Origin of the sequence: Cohnella soli (genome assembly GCF_042655525.1) — a bacterium.
Lineage (GTDB): Bacteria > Bacillota > Bacilli > Paenibacillales > Paenibacillaceae > Cohnella > Cohnella soli.
This window is the reverse complement of record NZ_JBHSMI010000029.1, coordinates 222,184-242,374: the sequence shown is the minus strand read 5'-3', so window position 1 is coordinate 242,374 and position 20,191 is coordinate 222,184. Positions and strand designations below refer to the sequence as shown.

General features: G+C 52.1%; 18 protein-coding genes. 12 read left to right on the top strand and 6 right to left on the bottom strand.

Annotated features, from left to right (window positions below; all coding sequences use genetic code 11):
• Positions 1-12 precede the first annotated feature (12 nt).
• From ACFPOF_RS21505 to ACFPOF_RS21475, 7 genes are all read left to right on the top strand, one after another.
• Positions 13-1,257 carry an NAD(P)/FAD-dependent oxidoreductase gene (locus ACFPOF_RS21505; protein WP_378136469.1) on the top strand — a complete coding sequence of 415 codons (1,245 nt, stop codon included), beginning with the start codon at positions 13-15 and terminating at the stop codon, positions 1,255-1,257.
• 23 nt (positions 1,258-1,280) lie between these two features.
• Positions 1,281-2,261 carry an aldo/keto reductase gene (locus ACFPOF_RS21500; protein WP_378136467.1) on the top strand — a complete coding sequence of 327 codons (981 nt, stop codon included), beginning with the start codon at positions 1,281-1,283 and terminating at the stop codon, positions 2,259-2,261.
• Positions 2,239-3,129: a creatininase family protein gene (locus tag ACFPOF_RS21495; protein WP_378136465.1), complete on the top strand. Its 891-nt coding sequence runs from the start codon at positions 2,239-2,241 to the stop codon at positions 3,127-3,129. Before ACFPOF_RS21500 ends, ACFPOF_RS21495 begins: the two co-directional genes overlap by 23 nt.
• Positions 3,130-3,212: 83 nt before the next feature.
• Entirely contained in the window at positions 3,213-4,160 is a 948-nt protein-coding gene (locus tag ACFPOF_RS21490) for an ABC transporter permease (RefSeq protein ID WP_378136463.1), read from the top strand.
• 16 nt (positions 4,161-4,176) lie between these two features.
• The gene (locus ACFPOF_RS21485) at positions 4,177-5,709 is read left to right on the top strand and encodes a sugar ABC transporter ATP-binding protein (protein WP_378136461.1); all 1,533 of its coding nucleotides are present in this window, start codon (positions 4,177-4,179) and stop codon (positions 5,707-5,709) included.
• Positions 5,710-5,777: 68 nt separating this feature from the next.
• Positions 5,778-6,776: a sugar ABC transporter substrate-binding protein gene (locus ACFPOF_RS21480; RefSeq protein ID WP_378136459.1), complete on the top strand. Its 999-nt coding sequence runs from the start codon at positions 5,778-5,780 to the stop codon at positions 6,774-6,776.
• Positions 6,777-6,830: 54 nt separating this feature from the next.
• Positions 6,831-8,366 carry a sialate O-acetylesterase gene (locus ACFPOF_RS21475; RefSeq protein WP_378136457.1) on the top strand — a complete coding sequence of 512 codons (1,536 nt, stop codon included), beginning with the start codon at positions 6,831-6,833 and terminating at the stop codon, positions 8,364-8,366.
• 375 nt (positions 8,367-8,741) lie between these two features.
• Here ACFPOF_RS21475 and ACFPOF_RS21470 read toward each other — a convergent pair whose 3' ends face one another.
• Entirely contained in the window at positions 8,742-9,176 is a 435-nt protein-coding gene (locus tag ACFPOF_RS21470; RefSeq protein ID WP_378136455.1) for a MarR family winged helix-turn-helix transcriptional regulator, read from the bottom strand.
• A gap of 163 nt (positions 9,177-9,339) precedes the next feature.
• On the opposite strand from ACFPOF_RS21470, the gene ACFPOF_RS21465 reads away from it, so the two are divergent.
• From ACFPOF_RS21465 to ACFPOF_RS21450, 4 genes are all read left to right on the top strand, one after another.
• Positions 9,340-10,830, top strand: coding sequence for an MDR family MFS transporter (locus ACFPOF_RS21465; RefSeq protein ID WP_378136453.1), 1,491 nt, complete (start codon positions 9,340-9,342; stop codon positions 10,828-10,830).
• Positions 10,831-10,897: 67 nt separating this feature from the next.
• Positions 10,898-11,341 (top strand): hypothetical protein, encoded by a 444-nt coding sequence (locus ACFPOF_RS21460; RefSeq protein ID WP_378136452.1) that lies wholly within the window; start codon positions 10,898-10,900, stop codon positions 11,339-11,341.
• A gap of 197 nt (positions 11,342-11,538) precedes the next feature.
• Positions 11,539-12,567, top strand: coding sequence for an ATP-binding cassette domain-containing protein (locus ACFPOF_RS21455; RefSeq protein WP_378136450.1), 1,029 nt, complete (start codon positions 11,539-11,541; stop codon positions 12,565-12,567).
• A complete protein-coding gene (locus ACFPOF_RS21450; protein ID WP_378136448.1) occupies positions 12,564-13,379 on the top strand; it encodes an ABC transporter permease in 816 nt (271 codons plus the stop codon). The genes ACFPOF_RS21455 and ACFPOF_RS21450 overlap by 4 nt, the downstream gene beginning before the upstream one ends.
• On the opposite strand, the gene ACFPOF_RS21445 is transcribed toward ACFPOF_RS21450, so the two are convergent.
• The 5 genes from ACFPOF_RS21445 to ACFPOF_RS21425 form a co-directional block, all read right to left on the bottom strand.
• Complete coding sequence (locus tag ACFPOF_RS21445) at positions 13,376-14,563, bottom strand: MFS transporter (protein WP_378136447.1); 1,188 nt, start codon at positions 14,561-14,563, stop codon at positions 13,376-13,378. The genes ACFPOF_RS21450 and ACFPOF_RS21445 overlap by 4 nt on opposite strands.
• A gap of 258 nt (positions 14,564-14,821) precedes the next feature.
• Positions 14,822-15,544 (bottom strand): ATP-binding cassette domain-containing protein, encoded by a 723-nt coding sequence (locus ACFPOF_RS21440; protein WP_378136445.1) that lies wholly within the window; start codon positions 15,542-15,544, stop codon positions 14,822-14,824.
• A 22-nt stretch (positions 15,545-15,566) separates the two neighbouring features.
• The gene (locus ACFPOF_RS21435) at positions 15,567-16,844 is read right to left on the bottom strand and encodes a hypothetical protein (RefSeq protein ID WP_378136443.1); all 1,278 of its coding nucleotides are present in this window, start codon (positions 16,842-16,844) and stop codon (positions 15,567-15,569) included.
• Between the two features lie 15 nt (positions 16,845-16,859).
• The gene (locus tag ACFPOF_RS21430) at positions 16,860-17,633 is read right to left on the bottom strand and encodes a hypothetical protein (RefSeq protein WP_378136441.1); all 774 of its coding nucleotides are present in this window, start codon (positions 17,631-17,633) and stop codon (positions 16,860-16,862) included.
• A 72-nt stretch (positions 17,634-17,705) separates the two neighbouring features.
• Complete coding sequence (locus ACFPOF_RS21425) at positions 17,706-18,077, bottom strand: GntR family transcriptional regulator (RefSeq protein WP_378136439.1); 372 nt, start codon at positions 18,075-18,077, stop codon at positions 17,706-17,708.
• Positions 18,078-18,223: 146 nt separating this feature from the next.
• On the opposite strand from ACFPOF_RS21425, the gene ACFPOF_RS21420 reads away from it, so the two are divergent.
• Positions 18,224-20,068 carry a UbiD family decarboxylase gene (locus ACFPOF_RS21420; RefSeq protein ID WP_378136437.1) on the top strand — a complete coding sequence of 615 codons (1,845 nt, stop codon included), beginning with the start codon at positions 18,224-18,226 and terminating at the stop codon, positions 20,066-20,068.
• The last annotated feature ends 123 nt before the right edge of the window (positions 20,069-20,191 follow it).

Genomic DNA, 20,191 nt, shown 5'->3' with positions numbered 1-20,191 from the left:
GGGAGCATGCGCATGGGCGAATACGGTATGGTCATCGTTGGGGCGGGGGAAGCCGGCGTCAGAGCGGCGCTCGAGCTTCGGGACCAAGGCTGGAAAGGGACGATAACGGTCGTCGGAGACGAGAATCAGCTTCCTTACGAACGTCCGCCGCTTTCGAAATATCAATTGTATACGGAGGAAGAACAGGCGCCGGTTACGATCGCCGCGCAGGAGAAGCTGAACGAATACGGTATTCGGCTGTTATCCGGGGAAACGGCGGTAAATCTGGATCGCTCAAGCCACTTTATCGAGCTTGCAAGCGGGCGACTGATCTTCTACGAGCGGTTGCTGCTTGCAACTGGCGCGAGGCCGAGACAATTGAATGTGAAGGGCGGAGGCGCGAAAGATGCGCTTTACTTGCGCAAATTCGCGGATGCTGTCAAGCTGCGCGACAGGCTACAGCCGGGTCAGCATATCGCCATTATCGGCGGAGGATTCATTGGTCTAGAGGTGGCGGCCAGTTCGATTCGCAAAGGTTGCCGGGTGACGTTAATTGAAGTCGGTCCTCGAATTCTGATGCGCGGCGTTCCGAAGGAAATTGCGGATCGAGTTGAGTTATTGCACCGCAACGCAGGCGTCGAATTCAAGATCGGCAACATGATCGAATATATCGTTCGGGTTGGCGGCGGTTACGCCATTACGCTGGCGGACGGAAGCCTTGTGGAGAGTGATGTCGTGCTAGCCGGGATCGGCGCGATTCCCGAGACGACACTCGCCGAGGCCGGCGGACTGGACACCGACAACGGCATTAAAGCGGATGAATATCTCAGAACAAGCGATCCGGATATTTTCGCGGCTGGCGATTGCTGCTCGTTCCCGCATCCGCTCTATGGCGGACGTAGAATCAGGCTGGAAGCATGGCGTAACGCGCAAGATCAGGGAGCTCATGTCGCCGCAAACATGTTAGGCGGAAACACGCCTTATGTCGGAATTCCTTGGTTTTGGTCCGATCAATACGATGAGACGCTCGAAGTGACCGGATTGACTGACGGTTCCGAAACGAACGTCCATCGCAATGTCGGAAGCTCAGGGCAGCTTATTTTCCACTTGGCACAAGACGGACGATTAGTCTCGGCAAGCGGCATCGGTTCCGAAGGAACGATCTCGAAAGACTTGCGCCTCGCAGAGAAGCTAATTGCCGCGAAGGCTGTACCGAATCTAGCAGAGTTGACCGATCCTGGCTTCAAGCTGAGAGAGTTGCTGCGGTCCATTTCTTGAATCCGGAAGGGGATGAAGTCTCTATGAAATATAACACGTTCGGCAAATTAGGGGATCGCGTCTCGCGTCTCGGGTACGGTGCCATGGGCCTTGGCGGAGTGTTCGGCCGTCATGACGAAGGGGAACTGGTTCGCTCGATCGTTAACAGCTTGGAACAAGGGGTTAACTTTATCGATACCGCCAGAAACTATGGCGAGTCGGAACGTATTCTCGGTATCGCTTTGCGTGAATGGAAAGGCGATAGGCCGTTTATCGCTTCCAAAATCCAGTCGAAAGACGAGAACGGCTGGGGCGGTCCTGTTCCTGTGCAATCGGCTTTTCCGCAAGGCTGGCTTAGGGAGAGTACGGAAATTTCCCTGAGGCAATTGGGTGTTGAGACAATCGACCTGATGCAGCTGCATCAGTATTGGCCGCATTGGGACCACGTCGATTATTGGATGGACGAATTGCTGCGACTGAAGGAAGAGGGGAAAATTCGCGGTATAGGCGTATCGATACCCGACCAGCGTCACGATATTGCTTTGTCGCTTGTGCAGAGCGGGAAGATCGATTCCGTGCAAACGGTGTTTCATATTTTTGATCCGCTGCCGCTCGATTGCCTCATTCCTCTGTGCCAAGATAACAACGTTGCGGTGATCGCGCGATGTATTCTGGATGAAGGCGGCTTGACCGGATTTTTGCAGCAAGACACCGTGTTCGAAGATGGAGATTTCCGAAAAACATATTTCGATTATTTACCCCGCCATCTATATATCGAACGCGTCGAACGGCTCCGCGCCGAATTCGTTCCGCAATTTGCGAATACGTTGGCGGAGCTCGCGATCAAATTCGTCCTGCATCACCCAGGAGTGACGACGGCGGTCAGCTCGATGCATGTTGCCCGGTACGCGAACGAGAACATCGCTGCTGTCGATAGAGAACCTCTGCCGGATGGGATCTTTGAGGAAATCCGAAGATATCACAGATGGGTGAGGAATTTCTATGAAACCAAATACTGGCGTTAAGACGTTATGGTCGGAACTGTTGCCGTATGAATTCAAAAGGCGGTTGGCGAAATTTCCGCTCGTCTATCTCCCGCTCGGGTTGTGCGAACCGCATGGGCAAGTGAGCGCCTTCGGTCTGGACACGATAAAAGCGGAGTGGTTATGCCGGCAGGCGGCCGAAAGAATCGGAGGAATCGTAGCGCCTTCCATGGGCTACCACATTCACGAATCCGGCAACCATGCGAAATGGCTCGAGGAAACGATCGGCGAAGAAAATCCGCATATGACGAGCGTACCGCCGGCGATATTTCTGCACTTTTTCCTCTATCAGCTAAGGGCGTTCGTGAATGCGGGGTTTCGGAAAATTGTCGTTCTGACCGGACACGGCGGCGGCAACCAGAAAGATATCCGTCTTGCTGCAGAAAAGTTCATGGAGCGCGTCCCCGTGAAAATCTGGGTGCGGAGCGATCCCGAACTGGTGGAGGGCATTTACGACGGAGATCATGCTGGTAAATACGAGATTTCGCAGCTGATGTACATTCGGCCGGATCTCGTAGACATGGGCGCGCTCCACTATGAAGACGTTCCCGGATCGGGCGGCAGGTTGGCGCTCGGCACAGATGCGGATGAAGCATCGCCCATGCTTGGCGGGCAAATTATGCAAGCGTCCCTCGATCGTCTGTGCATGGAAGCAAGACAGCTAAAGGATCAGGCGGTGTCGACGTCAATTCCGAGAATTCCCTATTATACGGTGGAAATGATATGGAGCGAAGTGCTCCGGCATATCGCCGATTGGGTAACTTCCAACCCCGGGCATGAGCAACGCGAAGTTTCACTGACGTCTCAATGGAAAATATACGAACAATACAGACCGATGTCGACGATATGAGAGGACGAACCGACATGCCGCTTGAAAGCGCTTATTCAACGATATCGCTGATGATACGATCAACGACTTCAGGAGGTTAACCTATGAAAAGTATAAAGAGACTGCTAAGCGTATCGGAGTCCGGCATCTTTCTGACCGTCGTTCTGATCTCGTTGATCGTCGGCCTTATTAATCCGGTATTTTTCTCCTTCGATAACATTATGAACGTGCTGCATAACACCTCGTTTACGCTGATCGTCGCCATTGGGATGACTTTTGTCCTCGTGTCGGCCGGGCTCGATCTGTCCGTCGGTTCGTTTCTGGCGCTGGGCAGCTTGTTTACCGGTATATGCTTGCGGGAAGGCGTTCCGATTCCGCTGGCGCTACTGATCGGCATCGGCGTTGGCGCTGTAGGCGGATGGATTAATGGCTTTATCGTCGTGAAGTTCAAAATTCCGCCGCTCATTACAACGCTCGGAACGATGTATATGGGACGCGGCCTCGTGCTCATCATTACGAAAGGTACCCCGGTATACCCGCTGCCTGAAGCTTTCGGCAAAATCGATCAAGGCGTCGCGTTCGGCATCAATTATTCCGTTTTTATAGCTCTTATCTTGGCGGTGATCGGACATTTCGTATTAACCCGCACCGTATTCGGCAGATCGGTGTACGCTGTCGGTGGTAACGAAGAAACGGCGCGTCTGTCCGGCATTAACGTCAATCGCGTTAAACTGGTCGTCTATATTATCGTCGGCGCGTTAAGCGCAGTTACCGGTATTTTAACGACTTCTCGCCTCGGATCCGCCCAGCCGAATATCGGCGTTTCCTTCGAGATGGAAGTTATCTCTGCCGTCATTATCGGGGGGACAAGCTTGTTCGGTGGAGCGGGCACGATACTCGGAACCGTTCTCGGGGCGCTGTTCATGAACATACTCGCCAACGGTATGACGCTTGTTCACGTATCGGCTTACTGGCAGCAGTTCACTGTCGGTCTCGTCATAATTTTGGCCGTAGGGCTCGACCTCTACAAGCGAAGAAAGCAAGGAGCATGACAAAGGAGGGTGTCTGATGGCGAAAGCGCTGGTCATGGAAGGCATCGCAAAAGCTTTTAACGGCGTATACGCGCTCAAAGGCGTTAACCTCGACCTGGAACATCAAGAGATTCTCGCCATCGTCGGGGAGAACGGGGCCGGCAAATCGACGCTGATGAAAATCCTTAGCGGCAGTTATCCGAAAAGCAGCTACGAAGGCCAAGTCTACGTCGACAACGTGCAACAGCAGTTCGAAACGACCCGGGATTCCGAGAAAGCCGGCATCGAGATGATTTATCAGGAGATCAGCTTGCATCTCGATCTAACCGTTGCCGAAAACTTGTTTCTAGGCAAATGGCCTATCAAAAACAAGTTCGCCGTCGATTGGAAAAAGGTAAACGAAACCGCTGAACGTTATTTGAAGCTGGTAGGCTTGACGGTCTCGCCGAAAGAGACGGTTCGCAACTTGAATACGAGTCAGCAGCAATTGATTTCCATCGCCAGGGCGTTTATGCGGAACCCGAAAATATTGGTGCTGGACGAGCCGACGTCAGCATTAACCGAGACGGAAGCGAACAACCTGCTGAACGTTATTCGCGACTTGAAGGCGAAAGGGATTTCATCCATCTATATTTCCCACAAGCTGGACGAAGTGTTCTCCATTGCGGATCGGATTACGGTTATGCGGGATGGCAACGTCATCTCGACTAGCCCCGGACCGGGTGCGGATATCAATCGAGTCGTGGAAGATATGGTCGGTCGTAAAATCGAAACGATGTATCCGAAGAAAAAGGTGCCGATCGGCGAAGAAATGCTTAGGGTGGAGGGGTTAAGCGTTCCCCATCCCTACTCGGCGGGAAAACAAATTGTGACCGACGTCGGATTCCAGGTGCGCAAAGGGGAAATTCTCGGCATTGCCGGACTTGTCGGCGCCGGGAGAAGCGAGATCGTCAATGCCATATTCGGCGCTATTCCTAAAGCGAGCGGGAAAGTATTCATCCAAGGCAAGGAAACGGATATTCGTAAGCCGCTTGACGCGATCAAGCATGGCATCGGCCTCGTGACGGAAAATCGGAAAGCGACCGGATTCGTAGGCACGATGAATTTGCGGGAGAACATGACGCTTGCCAACCTGGGCAAAATTTCTTCCGGAGGCATCATCAACAAATCCGCGGAAGAGACGCTCGCCCAGTCCTATTACTCGAAATTGCTTGTAAAGGCGCAAGGCATCAAAGCGAGCATCCTCGGACTCAGCGGCGGCAACCAGCAAAAAATCGTTCTGGCGAAATGGCTCATGACCAATATCAAAATATTGATCGTGGACGAACCGACGCGAGGCATCGACGTCGGAGCCAAAGTCGAAATTTACAATCTCCTGACTGAACTTGCGGAGAGTGGCGTCGCGATCATTATGATTTCTTCCGACTTGCCGGAACTGCTTGCGATGTCCGATCGGTTCATCATTATGGCGAACGGCATAATCGGCGGCACGCTGACCCAAGAAGAAGCGACGCAAGAGAAAGTAATGAAAATCGCAACCGGGTCCGCTTCCAGGATGGTTGCCAACTAACGGTTAGAGGCGATCGTCCTATCAGACGTCGCTTACTAATATAAAAAAACATTTATGGAGGGTTCAACATGAAAAAACGGACATTGATATGGGCTTTGGTTGCGGTTATGGTCCTCGTTCTCGCGGCATGCGGCAAAAACAACAACAGCAATAACGCTTCGCCTAGCGCAAGCGGACAAGCTTCGCCAAGCGCGAAAGAAGATCCGAAGACGATCATTTACGTCAACCCGCTCGTCGGACATCCGGTTTTCATTCAGGCTCATGAAGGCTTAAAAGACGCAGCCAAAAAATACGGCTACAAAATCGTCGAAGTTGGACCTTCCACGATTGATGCAACGGCAATGGTTAAAGAATTGGAAAATGCCGTCGTGCAAAAAGCCGACGCGATCGTCACCGTGCCGCTCAACTGGGAAGCTTTCGGCAACGTATACAAAAAAATCAAAGACGCGGGCATCCCGATCGTTAACTTGAACTCCGACACGCCTGCTGACACTCGCTTGGCCTATATCGGCACCGATGCCGCGACTTACGGCAAAGACGCTGCAGATAAACTCGCTTCGAAAATGAACGGCAAAGGGAACGTCGCCATTATGATGGTTGCGCTAGACATTCAAGTCCAAGCGGAAATGAAAGACGCGATCGTGAAGCGGTTCGAAGAAAAGTATCCGGACATGAAAGTGAGCGTCGTCGAAGCCGATAAAGGCGACATGCTCGTCGGCGTACAGAAGTTCACGGATATTTTCAAAGCGAACCCGGACGTAAACGCCGTTATCGCACTTAACGCGAATGCGGGCGTAGAAGCGGCTAAGGCAATGAAAGAGCTAGGTTTGAAAGATAAAATTACGGTACTCGGAATCGACGACATCCAGGAAACGGTCGACAATATTAAAGACGGATACATTTGGGCGAGCAAAGTGCAAAACTTCTATCGCATGGGTTATCAAGCCGTCGAAAGCATTCATAGTCATTTTGCCGGCGATACGGTGACTTCCATTATGGATTCCGGTACAATTTTCTTGACGAAAGATAGTGTCGATACGTACAAAGAAAGTTTGAAAGTTTTCTAAAATAGTAAACGGATATTTCTAGGGCGTTTCTGAATAACGAGGGAGAGGTGCCGGATGGAGACGGTATTGCCGAAGACATTTGTTTTGAACGCTATTTTTTCAGATAATATGGTTCTGCAACGGGGCAAAAACATTAAAGTATGGGGCAAGGGTGCAGATGGAGACGCGATTACCGTCGCGCTCGGCCATGCGCAGATGACCGTCAGTCCGGTCGACGGCGTATGGACGGCCGTGCTGCCTCCAATGGAAGCGGTCGAAAGCTGCGAGATGAGCGTATCCTCTGCTGCTACGGGAGAGCGACTCGTCATTCGTAACGTCGCCATCGGTGAAGTGTGGATCGCGGGCGGGCAATCCAATATGGAATATGTATTGAGACTGGATGCCGAAGCCGCCCATTCCGTCTCTTCAGCCAACAATCCCTCGATTCGTTTTTTCGACACGCCGAAATTGTGTTACGAAGGACAAGAGAAAGACGGGGACTTCAGCGATTACGGCTTCTGGAGAACTTGCGATCCGGATAACGCGGGTTATTATTCGGCGATAGGTTATTATTTCGCGCTCAAAATCAATGAAAGCTTAAACGTCCCCGTAGGGATTGTCGGCTGCAACTGGGGCGGTACGACCGCATCTACCTGGCTTGGCGAACAGTATTTGGAGCGGGATGAAGATTTAAGCATCTACTTGCGAGAATACGAGGAAGCTACCAGAGACCTCGATCTGGTAGAGTACGAGCGCCAATTCCAGGAACTGCAGGCGTCCATGCAAGGGCCCGAGCACAGAGAATACATGGATTGGTTAGTCGGGCACGAGTTCACGGAGCAACCGGTGGAATACACCGCGGAATCGGATCCAAGCGTAAAGGATTTGATCGGCCCGAAGTTTTTCAATCGGCCGGCTCGCCTCTTTCATGCGATGGTGAAGCAGATTGCCGGGTATACCGCGCGCGGCGTGCTCTGGTATCAAGGGGAATCCGACGCGGTCAAGCCTAACTTGTACGGCAAATTGTTTACGGCGCTTATCGCTTGCTGGAGAGCGGAATGGCAAGACGAGCTGCCATTCCTTTCCGTCCAATTGGCGCCTTTCCGCGCATGGTTTTCTTCCAAAGGAGTTAACTATCCGATCGTGAGGGAGCAGCAAGAGCTCGTATCGAAGACGGTTCCTCTTGTATATATGGCGAGCGTGATGGATGGGGGAATGATCTGGGACATCCATCCGAAAAACAAGCGCCCTGTCGGGGAACGACTCGCATTGCTGGCAAGAGGCAAAGTGTACGGGCAAGACGTGCTCTGCGAGGCGTCGGAGACTAGCGAGATTATGCGCGTTGGCGCAAGCGTGAGCATCGCGTTCCTTCATGCTGGAGCTGGTCTGGTCGTTAATGGGGATCAGTTGAACGGATTGCAACTGTTCATTGATGGGGAAGAGACGACGGACTTCGAAGTCGACGTTCGCGGTAACGCTCTGCGCATCGATAGCGAAGCGATCGAGAAGGCGCGCTCGCTCGAAATCCGATTCGCCTGGACGGATTACGTAGAAGTGAACCTGTACAGCAGTGCGGGGCTTCCGGCCAAGCCGTTTAGGTTTGATCTGTAAATAATCTTCTTTGAAAAATGGCGGCGCTTGGGATTTATCCAGCGCCGTTATTGCATTTTTTTGGTCTATTCCCGGTTTTACCGGGCCTTGCCCAAAGAAAACAGCTTTCGTCGCTGCGTAGCCAGGTTTTTCAGGGCTATTGCCCAAGAAATCAGCTTTCGTCGCTGCGTAGCCAGGTTTTTCCGGGCTACTGCTCGAGAAACCGGCTGTCGGCGTTGTTTAGCCCGATTTTTCCGGGCTATTGCCCAAGAAATCAGCTTTCGTCGCTGCGTAGCCAGGTTTTTCCGGGCTACTGCTCGAGAAACCGGCTGTCAGCGCTACGTAGCCCGGTTTTTCCGGGCTATTGCCCACAGGAGCCCGGCGTGCTGCGTCGCCTTATCTTTCTTTGCCTACGAGTTGCGTGAGAAGTGCGACCAGCTGATTGCGAGATTCCAGGGGCAGCGATTGCAGCAGCTCTTCTTTTACTTTGGCCGCTGCCGCCCGCCCTTGTTCGATCAGAGGACGAGCCGCGTCGGTCAGTTTCACAAGCGTTGCGCGTCGATCGTTAGGGTCGGGAATTCGGACGATCAGATGTTCTTTCTCCAGCGCATCGACGAATTGGGTAACTGTAATGGCTTTAATGTCCATCGCTGCAGCCAGATCGCTCATTCTGATCGGTTCCGATTCGGATACGGAGATTAACAGGCGAAGTCGCGGCCCAGTAAGGAAGGCGGGCAAGTCCATAGCGGACAATCGTGTTTCGAATTCATGTTTTACATAGTGAGCAGTGCGAATGAGCGCGTCCAGCGCATTTGTATCCGAATTAGGCATAGGAAAACTCCTTGACGTCAAAATAAATACTACGTAAACTTATTATAAGTAACTTATTAATATGGTTGCTTATAATAACTAACCGTCGTATCCCGATTGTACCGGATGTTCCGCAAGAAGGAAAGCCGTAACGATGCCGGGGATTGGCTGGAGGAGGGTTCTTATGTCCGAACATGGGAAGAAAGTCAACTATATCGTCGCCGGATTAATGCTTGCTATTCTGATGCCGTCTATGGACAACACGATTGTCGCGACATCGATGAGCACAATTGTGTCCGATCTCGGCGGGATGGATGACTTCGTATGGGTAACTTCCGCTTATTTGGTAACATCGATGGCAGGCACGCCGATTTTCGGAAAACTATCCGATATGTATGGACGTAAACGTTTTTTCGTATTCGGCCTTGCGGTGTTTCTCACAGGATCCATTCTGTGCGGGCTTGCGTCAAGCATTTTGCAGCTTAGCGTGTTCAGAGCGATTCAGGGCATCGGCGGCGGAGCCATTTTCCCGATCGCTCTGACGATTCTGTTCGATATTTTCCCTCCGGAAAAACGCGGCAAAATATCGGGCATATCCGGGGCGGTGTTCGGCGCATCCGGCATTTTCGGCCCGCTGCTTGGCGCCTTCATATCGGACCACCTGGGATGGCACTGGATTTTCTACGTGAACGTGCCTATTGGCATTGTCGCTTGCGCGCTCACAGTCGTGTTTTATAAAGAATCATTGACGCATTCTCGGCAGAAAATCGATTGGCTGGGAGCAACCTCTCTGATCGGCGCGATCGTCAGCCTGATGTTTGCGCTCGAACTTGGCGGTACTCGGTATGCATGGGATTCGGGCATCATACTGGGGCTGTTCCTGTTACTTGCTGTCTTGTTAACCATATTCATTACGGCCGAGATAAGGGCGGAAGCGCCGATCGTTTCGTTCCGGATGTTCAGAAACCGCCTGTTTGCAGCCAGTGTCGGTACTTCGTTTTTTTACGGGATCGGCTTTGTAGTCGCTACGGTGTATGTTCCGTTTTTCGTTCAAGGCGTTTTCGGCGGATCCGCGACCGGCTCGGGCATGATCCTGATGCCGATGCTGTTAGCTGGAGTTTTGTTCAGTCAAATCGGCGGCAGACTAACGACGAGGACAAGTTTCAGGAATCTAATGATCGGTTCGGTTCTCTTGTTTATCGTCGGTATTTATTTACTTAGCGGGTTATCCCCTTCTTCGACGCGTTTAATGACAACGGTGTGCATGGTTGTTGCCGGGATGGGGATTGGCGTATCGATGTCCGTCTTGATGCAAGCGGCCGTCCATCCTTTCGAGATGCGGCAACGCGGAGCCGCGACTTCTTCCGTTGCTTTCCTTCGCTCGATGGGGATGTCAATAGGGATTACCGTATTTGGCATTATTCAGCGGAATTACTTTAACGACAAGATGGGGAGTGCCCTGGTGGATCCCCGTTCGGCATTAACGCCTGCCCATCGCGCCGAATTATCTCCGCATATGCTGAGCACGCTCATCGATGCGCTATCTTCCTCGATTGCCCGTACGTTCCTATGGGCGCTTGTCCCGGTGGCGCTTGCGGCATTCTGCGTTCTACTCATGCCAGCGGATAAAATTGTGACAGGGAATCAAGTGGACGAAAAGGCGTTGAAGCGTTGACTGAAGGCGCACTATACAATTTTTGGCGGCCTTGTACGATAGTAAAGATATAGGGAGGTGAAGCAGAATGAAGATTCCTTCTCATTCACCATTGATCGGCCTTAACCAAGGACTTAAGCCAAAAGGTCTCAACGTACGGGACATCCATTTGTTGCCTGGTATACCCGACGAGCAAGAGCGGACGCGCATTCGCGTACAATCATTGCGGGACAAGCATCAATTAGGCAAGCCGCTGACAGATGCCGAACTGGAAGAATTGAAAACACTTGATCCGGATCTGTATCGCAAAGCATCGCAAGCGGAGCAGGAACGTCGATCGTATGAACAATCGCTGCGTACTTGCCGAACCCGGAGCGAAGCGTCTTCGCTTCATAACCAACGGCTTGCCTTACTAGCGAACAACCGGAGAACGGGTGACTCTGAGGAGAATCTCGTACGTTTTCGCGTCATGCAAAATACGTATGAGACATTCAGACGCTCGCCGGATTATGACTTGCTCGAGAGGGAGTAGAGGGTGGCTGCGATCAAATAAGGCTGTTCCTATCGGATAATGTTCCGAAGGAACAGCCTTTTTGGTTGTCATTTTCACGGAAAGGCCCCTTGAGGCGGAGACAAGAAGCCATCTTGCGACCGATGCCGACTCGTTCACATTCAGTTCATACTGCACATATACGATGACGTTAGAAATCAGTTACAGGAGGAATCGCAATGACACGGATGATTAATGATCAGATAACGCCGAACAATGGCGATTGGGCAGTCGAGGCGAACGGACTTGTTAAAGTGTTCGGAGACAACCGGGCGGTGGATGGCGTCGACCTGAAAGTGCGCGCTGGCTCGATCTATGGCGTGCTGGGGCCGAACGGGGCGGGCAAAACGACGACCATCAGCATGCTGGCGACATTGCTTCGGCCGGATGCAGGTTCGGCGCGGATATTCGGTCACGATGTGGTGAAGGAATCGCATATTGTTCGCCAGTTGATCGGAGTGACCGGTCAGTATGCCTCGGTTGACGAGTCGCTTAGCGCTACGGAAAATTTGATTATTTTCTCCCGGCTGCTCGGTCTGGGACGTGCGGAGTCGAAGCGCAAAGCAGCGGATCTGCTCGAGGAATTCGGCTTGACGGAAGCGGCGAAACGCCCGCTCAAAAACTTCTCGGGAGGCATGAGGCGCAGATTGGATTTGGCCGCAAGTCTGATTTCGCAGCCGCCGCTCATTTTCTTGGACGAACCGACGACCGGACTCGACCCGCGAACCCGTTCTCAAATGTGGGATACGATTCGCCGACTGGTGAAGACGGGATCGACCGTGCTGCTGACCACGCAATATCTCGACGAGGCCGATCAACTGGCCGACCGGATCGCGGTAATCGACCGCGGTAAAGTCGTTGCGGAAGGCACCGTCGACGAGCTGAAAATGTCGGTCGGCAACTCGTCGCTGCATCTGAGGGTGCTGAATCCGGGACAGATCGAATTGGCCCGCCGGACGATCGATCAAGTACTGGGCGTTCATTCGAGCGTGTCTTCGGAAGCTGCCAAAATTACCGCGCCGATGGCCGATGCCGACCGGGTGACCGATCTGCTGATCGCTCTTCGCGCAGCAGACATTCCGCTATCCGAGATCAGCGTGCAGAAGCCGACGCTTGACGAAGTATTCCTGACGATCACGGGACATGGGGTGCAGGGAGATACGACAAACGCAAGTTCGTCCAAAGAGCTAGAGGAGGCAAAAGTATGAACAGTTCTTCCATGAAAGCAATAACCAGCCGCCCTTTGAAAAACCGCGCAAGCTTAGGTCAGGCCATACGTAACTCTTTCACGATGGCTTATCGCGGCTTACTGAAAATCAAGCGGACGCCAGAGCAATTGTTCGACGTCACGCTTCAGCCGATTATTTTCACCTTGATGTTCACGTACATTTTCGGCGGTGCCATCTCCGGCGATGTCGCCAGCTATTTGCCCGTCATTATTCCCGGCATCCTCGTGCAGACCGTCATTACGACTTCGATCGTTACCGGCGTCCAGCTCCGGGAAGATATGGACAAAGGCGTGTTCGATCGGTTCAAATCGCTGCCGATTGCGCGAATCGCGCCGCTCGCCGGCGCGCTGCTGGCCGATACGATCCGCTATACGATCGCAACCGTGTTGACGCTAACGATGGGATATATTATGGGCTATCACCCCGACGGCGGACTTGGTCATGTCGCCATTGCCGCGCTTCTTGTCATCTTCTGCTCGTGGGCTATGAGCTGGATTTTCGCCTTCTTTGGCGTCATCGCACGTACAGCTTCGAGCGTACAAGGGATATCGATGCTTGTACTGTTCCCGCTTACGTTCTTATCCAATGCTTTCGTGCCGACGGATACGATGCCGAAATGGCTGCAATGGTTCGTCAACATTAACCCGGTGTCGCATCTCGTCACAGCTGTCCGCAAGTTGGCTGATTCCGGTACTTTCGGCTGGGATCTCACCATTTCGCTCATCGGAGCAGCTGTTATCGTAGCGATCTTCGCGCCGCTCACAGTTCGCGCTTATATGCGTCGGACTTAACCGGCATGTGTCGCCTTCGCTGCTCGACGTTCCCGAATCATCGCTGTTGCGATCATCGTTAAAGATACGAACACGAGCGCCATCGGGATCATGAAGAGGGACGGATCGTACCCTTCGATGAAGAGTGGAAGCAAATAACCGATCAGCGACGCCGTTAACGAGATGAAGACGTATAAGCTGGCACCGAATCCTGCCCGACCGGCGAACATGCGCTGGACGTATCCCATCGCCACGCCGTACAGAATAGAGACGAAGAATGAATACACGGGCTGGACGAGGAAAAAAACGACAAAAGGCGATTGCAGCGCATAAACCGTATAAGCAACGAGTGCGCCGATACCGCCGAGCCAAATAATCGTCCGGCTGCCGTATTTGGCCGCCCAATAACCGGCCAGCGTCATGAACAGCAGTTCGAATACAGCCTGCGCGCTCCATATATACGACACGATTTCCGGCTTTCCGAATAACGATTTCACGACAAGCGGCAAGTACAGTCCGCGAATGGCGTCCGCGCAGGCAAGCATCAATAATGCAACCAGCATCAGCAGGGAGAACGGTTCGCTGGCTCCCGGCGCTGATGTTTTTTTGTCGGCGGGGATTTCCCGGTAGAAGAGAAGCAGCAACACAAGTGTCGCGTATCCCGCGAAGTTCCCCCATATGACGCCTTTGAACGTTGCGAGCAAATACAAGTTTGCTCCAAGCAGCAGCCCGCCGAAAAATCCGACGCTATATCCGGCACGAAGCCATATTTGCGCCATTTCCACAATGTCCGCAGCCAATCGGCTAAAATGATTCCGAGACATCGCGAACAATTGGCCCATAATGAGGCCGGACGGCGCGCTCGCCAAACACATTCCGATCAAAGTCTGGCGGTAGCTGTCCGCGTCCATGTAGATTAACAACCCGATCAAGCATATCAACGCCGCTGCGATCGCGAGATTTTTGCGCCCGCGCAGCTTATCGCTAATTAGTCCGACTGTAATCGTCGTACCCATATTGAGAAGCAGGGATACGATGAATACGGACACAATTTCGCCTTTCGTTAACCCGATGCTGTCGCTCATATAAATGGCGTTCATCGGGGCCAATATGCCCATCCCAATCCCATAGCAACACAGCGTCAGCAACATTTTTCCAGCGCCATCGACTTGCAAGAAACGTTTCATGTCTTCGTTAATACGCAATGTTATCCTGCCCCTGTTCCTTCGCGAATCAACAATTTCGAACAAAGCGTAGCTGAATTCTTGCTCCTTGTCCACAACCAATCATGTTATGATTTCTGTCCACGCCATCGGGCAAGACGTCCATCTCCATCCATCAGGAAATGCTGGAAGACGTCTACATGAGGGAGATGATGAGACGTCATTGGGAAACGGTGTTGACTCGGTTCGGGGAGCGTTGCGTCTGACGCTTTCTCATGTCCGCTCACCTCCCCGTATTTTTCAGTTCGAACTCGGCCAGCGGATCGGCGAGTAAAATTTTGCTTCACGAGCTTCCTGCATAATATCCGCCAGGCTGAGTCCTTGCGCCCGCATATCGTCAATGTAGAAGTCCGTTCGAATGATCCCCTTGTGAAGAATGATCGCGCGGTCGATCACGTTCTCGATCTCGTCGATTAAGTGGGTTGTTAGCAGCACTGTTTCTTCGCCTGTCAGGCCGTCGATCATTCGTTTCAAGGAGTCGCGCCGCGAGAAAACATCTTTACCGACGAACGGTTCGTCCATAATCAAATAGTCCGCTCGTTTTGCCAATCCGGCGCAAATCTCCAACTTCATTTTCTGGCCTTTGGAGAACGTTCGGATACGGCGAGTCGCTGGAAGCTCGTAAGCTTCGATCAGCTCGGCATAATGCGTCTCATCGAACTTTGGGTAAAATTCGGCCAGAAACCGGCCGTATTTCTGTGGCGACATATCAGGCACATAACTGCCTTCTTCGGTAATAAACGCCATGCGTTCGTATTGATCTCTCACAGGCTTCCCGTCGATCGTAATTTCTCCGTCACGAAATTCCCCGATGCCCATAATGGCTTTCAACAACGTCGTTTTCCCGCTGCCGTTTTCTCCGAGGACGCCGACGATTTCGCCCGTTGGAATCGTGACGATCTGCTTGTATTGCAGTGCGCTGCTCGTCGGATAACGACGATTCACATATTTCAATTCGATCATGGATGTTCTCCTTTCCCGACCGTTATTCAATCGTAAAGTTTGTGAAATAGCGAAAGTCCTTTTGCTCTATGCTGAATTGCTCCCGTGCAGCACCGAGAATTGCCGTATCGTCGTTTAAGGCGGTTACGAGTTCTCCCTTATAGACGAGTTTCTCATGATCATATACATACAGATAGAAGTGCAAAGGAAGCATGCGATCTTGGGAAGGATCCGCGGGATCGGGTCGCTGCTCCCGAAATGTTTTGACGATATAAAGTTTATTGTCCCGGTAGCTTATATCGGTAAGACAACGCAGAGGGTCGTCAACGCCTTCTGGAAAAGAAGCTGTGATTGCGTTCAGCAGTTTAACCCCATTATTAAAGTCAAAACTTAGCACATAAGATTTCGAACTCCCGAAACTAATGTTCAAAATGCCATGTTCGTTGTCGCTATACGCTTCGTAACGTTCATCGTGCGTATGATCCTGATCAGACGGGGGTGAACCCGGTCGTCCGGACAAGTAAAACTGCGGTACGATCGCTTTCCCGAGCAGCTTCCCGCTCTTGCTGTCGTAACTTGTGACATGCAACTCGTTGTGTTCCACAGACAATAACGCCAGCTTATCGCCGACGGCTTCCAAACCGAGAATTTCAATGTTGGGCGGCACATCCGATTCGTTCGCTTCGAGGCTGATTTCTGCGAGTTGGCGCGGCTTCGGGTTTTTGTCGGGAAATTGTGTTGCATTGTACCACTCGGTAAAACTGAGCTCATAAATGCCGCTCGTTCCGGTAGCGCCATACGATACAGGTACTGTAAAAAATACTTTATCCCCGATTCCTGCAAGTCCATACTCCAGCGGATTGGCTGAGGCCGGCGAGCCATCGCCGTTACTAAGTCTGTAGTAGATGGATGGCGATACGATTGCAGTACCCTCGGGAATTGCATACAGTCCGGTGGACGCCATACGAATAAGCGAATGAATTCTGTACTCTCCTTGCCCGTCAATATAATACTGTTTGTTTCCGATTCTTTTGTATCCGCCGGAAATGTATCGATACATTTCCGCAAGCCTCGCCTGCTCGAACACTTCCGTTTGTGCACTTAACTTGCCGTTCTGCAGACGAAAGGAAGTTCGATGATATCCGTCACGCAATTCTCCTCCGATCGCGACGATTCCGATCGCGTCACGGCTGCCGGAAAGGTCTTTCCAGTAAAAGGTGCCGTTGTCTTTGCGGGAGTATACAGATGTGATAACGATGACGATCACGGAGATCGCCAGCGCCAACACAGGGAAAGCGGCGTGTTTTTTCCATACGGCCATAACTGTACCTCCTCTTTAGGCGATGTTTCCATTTTTGACGATGCGGATGCTGTGCCAGATGAAAAATCCGGTGAGCGCAAGCATCAGCATGCTGCTCGGATAGAGGTGTCTTGGTTCGAACAGATGCGCGGATTCGTTCAGGCGATAGACGAGTATGCGATACGCGAACAGAGCGGCGACGCCGATGGCAGCGAACCCCCAATACGTCCGGCTTCGCTCACATAAAGCGCCGTAGTATATACCGGTCATTAGCACCGTCAGAAGACCGACGGAAGATAGGACACGGCTGAAGGAATAAGGTGCGAGTAACCGGAATTCGTCCGACCGGGCGAAAGCAAGGAACAAGCCATTGTTCATCGCATATCTGCCTTCCAGATACACATGCGCTTTGGCCGCGAAGATCGCATAACCGAGACTAATGACAAGAAGCTGCACCCCGATAAACAAAAGCAAGTACGTCGCGAACACGAGCATTTTGCTCCAATACAACGATTCGCGCCGGATCGGCAACGTCAAATACGTATACACGCTTTTGCTGCCCCAATAGCCTGAATAGATCGTAATCAGAAAATAAAGGCAAAGAAGAGCAAGCAAGAATAGCAACAGCAGCCCGCAACCGGATGCGGCGTACAGATCCTCGTATCGCGGATGATTCGCAAACATGTTGTAATCTGAAGCTGCCGAACGCAGCATCCATATCGGAATGACGAAAGACGCAATCAGCAGCGGTCCTGCGAAAGGCATCCATCGGACGAATTCAATGTTGGCAAGACGATACAGGCCTTTCAAAGCAATCACCTCATTTGTATTAGTGGCATAGTACAAGGATGACAAGCGAAACTCATGCATTACATCTGCAGATTATTCCCAGTGTTCACTAATCAGCTCGACGACCGATTTGAACGACAATTTGATTTCCTTAGCAGACTCGATGAACGATTGCACGAGCTCGCGCGTAAGCTCGGCTTCAATACGGGAGAATATCTCGTCATCGACGTAGATGACACTCCCTGACGTGCTGCTCGTATGGACGAATCCTTCATCCTCCATTAGCTTAAACGCCTTCTGGACCGTGTTCGGATTAATGCTTAGCTGAGAAGCGACTTCTCTTCTGGACGGCAATTTGTCTCCGGACGTTACGTTGCGAAGCAGAATTTGCCGTTTCACGTACAGCACTGCTTGTAAATAGACGGGATCACGGGTGTTCAGCTTCAGTTCGTAAAAATTCAGCACGTGCGCGCTCACCTACTTTCTGGCTTGATTGTATTATGTCTGTAGTACAGTTGATCTGTCAATAGATCAACGCATGCGGGAATGGTACAATATCGGTATCGTACAAGCGAAGATTTAATTCGGACATTCACGATTGGAGCAGGGATATGACCTATCATAGCTTGGAAGAATGCATAATCGATTTGGAGAACAACGGGCATCTCATTCGTATCCGCGAGGAAGTGGACCCTCATCTGGAGATGGCGGCGATCCATCTGAAAGTGTTCGAGGCCGGCGGCCCGGCCTTGTTGTTCGAGAACGTAAAAGGCTCCAAATTCCGCGCCGTATCGAATTTGTTCGGGACGATAGAACGGAGCAAGTTTATTTTTCGTCATACATTGGAAGGGGTTCGGAATGTCATCGCCTTGCGTAACGATCCGATGGTCGCGTTCCGCAATCCTTTCAAACACGTCGGCACGGGCCTTGCGGCGTGGAAGGCGCTTCCGCATAAGCAAACCGACGGCAAACCGGTCGCGTTGCAAGAAATCAGCATTTCCGATCTTCCGTTTATTAAGAGCTGGCCGAACGATGGCGGCGCATTCGTGACGTTGCCGCAAGTGTATTCGGAAAATCCGGACAAGCCGGGCATCATGAACGCCAATCTCGGCATGTACCGCATCCAACTGAACGGCAACGACTATGTGACGGATCGGGAAGTGGGCGTTCACTATCAGATTCACCGGGGTATCGGCATACACCAGGATAAAGCGAACAAACTGGGTGTTCCGCTTAAAGTCAGCATTTTCATTGGTGGACCTCCGGCACATACGCTGTCTGCCGTCATGCCGTTACCGGAAGGCATGAGCGAGCTAACATTCGCGGGATTGCTGGCGGGTCACCGGTTCCGCTACAGTTATATCGACGGTTTTTGCGTCAGCAACGACGCGGATTTCGTTATTACGGGCGAGATTCATCCAGGGGAGACGAAACCGGAAGGACCGTTCGGCGATCACCTCGGCTATTACAGTCTCACGCATCCATTCCCGGTGATGAGGGTGCATAAAGTGTACGCTAGACCAAACGCCATTTTCCCGTTTACGGTCGTTGGCCGCCCTCCTCAAGAGGATACTGCTTTCGGCGCGCTTATTCATGAACTGACGGGCAGCGCGATCCGGCAAGAAATTCCCGGCGTTAAAGAAGTGCATGCGGTAGACGATGCCGGCGTGCATCCGTTATTGCTTGCGATCGGCAGCGAAAGGTATACGCCATACGAACCGATCAAGCAACCGGCCGAAATTTTGACGATCGCCAACCGGATTCTGGGTACGGGTCAGCTTAGCTTGGCGAAGTATTTGTTTATTACCGCCGAAGAGGATCAACCGCTGGATACCCATCGGGTGGAACAGTTTTTGCCCTACATCCTTGAACGCATTGATCTTCGCCGCGATATCCATTTTCAGACGAACACGACAATCGACACGCTGGACTATTCGGGCACGGGATTAAACAGTGGGAGTAAAGTCGTATTCGCAGCCGTCGGCGAGAAAAAGAGGGAGCTGTGCACCGAAGTGCCAGGCGCGCTGACGAAGCTTCCGGGCTTCGGCAATGCTCGGCTTGTTATGCCGGGTATCATCGCCATCGAGAGGCAAGGCGGGGCATTCGTAGATTACGCGCAAGCGCAAAAAGAAATTGCCCAGTTATGCGATGCCATTAGCGCTCAAGGCTCTCTTGATAGCTGCCCGATGATCGTTCTGTGTGACGACAGCGCGTTCTTAAGTGCGTCAACATCGAATTTCTTATGGGCGACATTTACGCGCAGTAACCCTTCGCACGACATTTACGGCGTTAACGCCGGATTCGTGTTTAAGCACTGGGCGTGCGACAACGTCATTATCGATGCCCGCACGAAGCCGCACCAAGCGCCGCCGCTTATTTCGGACCCGACAGTCGAGAAGGGCATCGAGCGATTGTTTGTCGCCGGCGCCAGTTTAAGCGGCATTCGCTTGAATTGAACGAAAACGGTAGCAAAATGCCCCTACGGATCGTTCCATAGGGGCATTTTGCGTGCCGGCTGATGCGAATCGCCGTCGTTGTGAATAGAAACAGTCTGTTGCGAATCGCCGTCGTTGTGAATA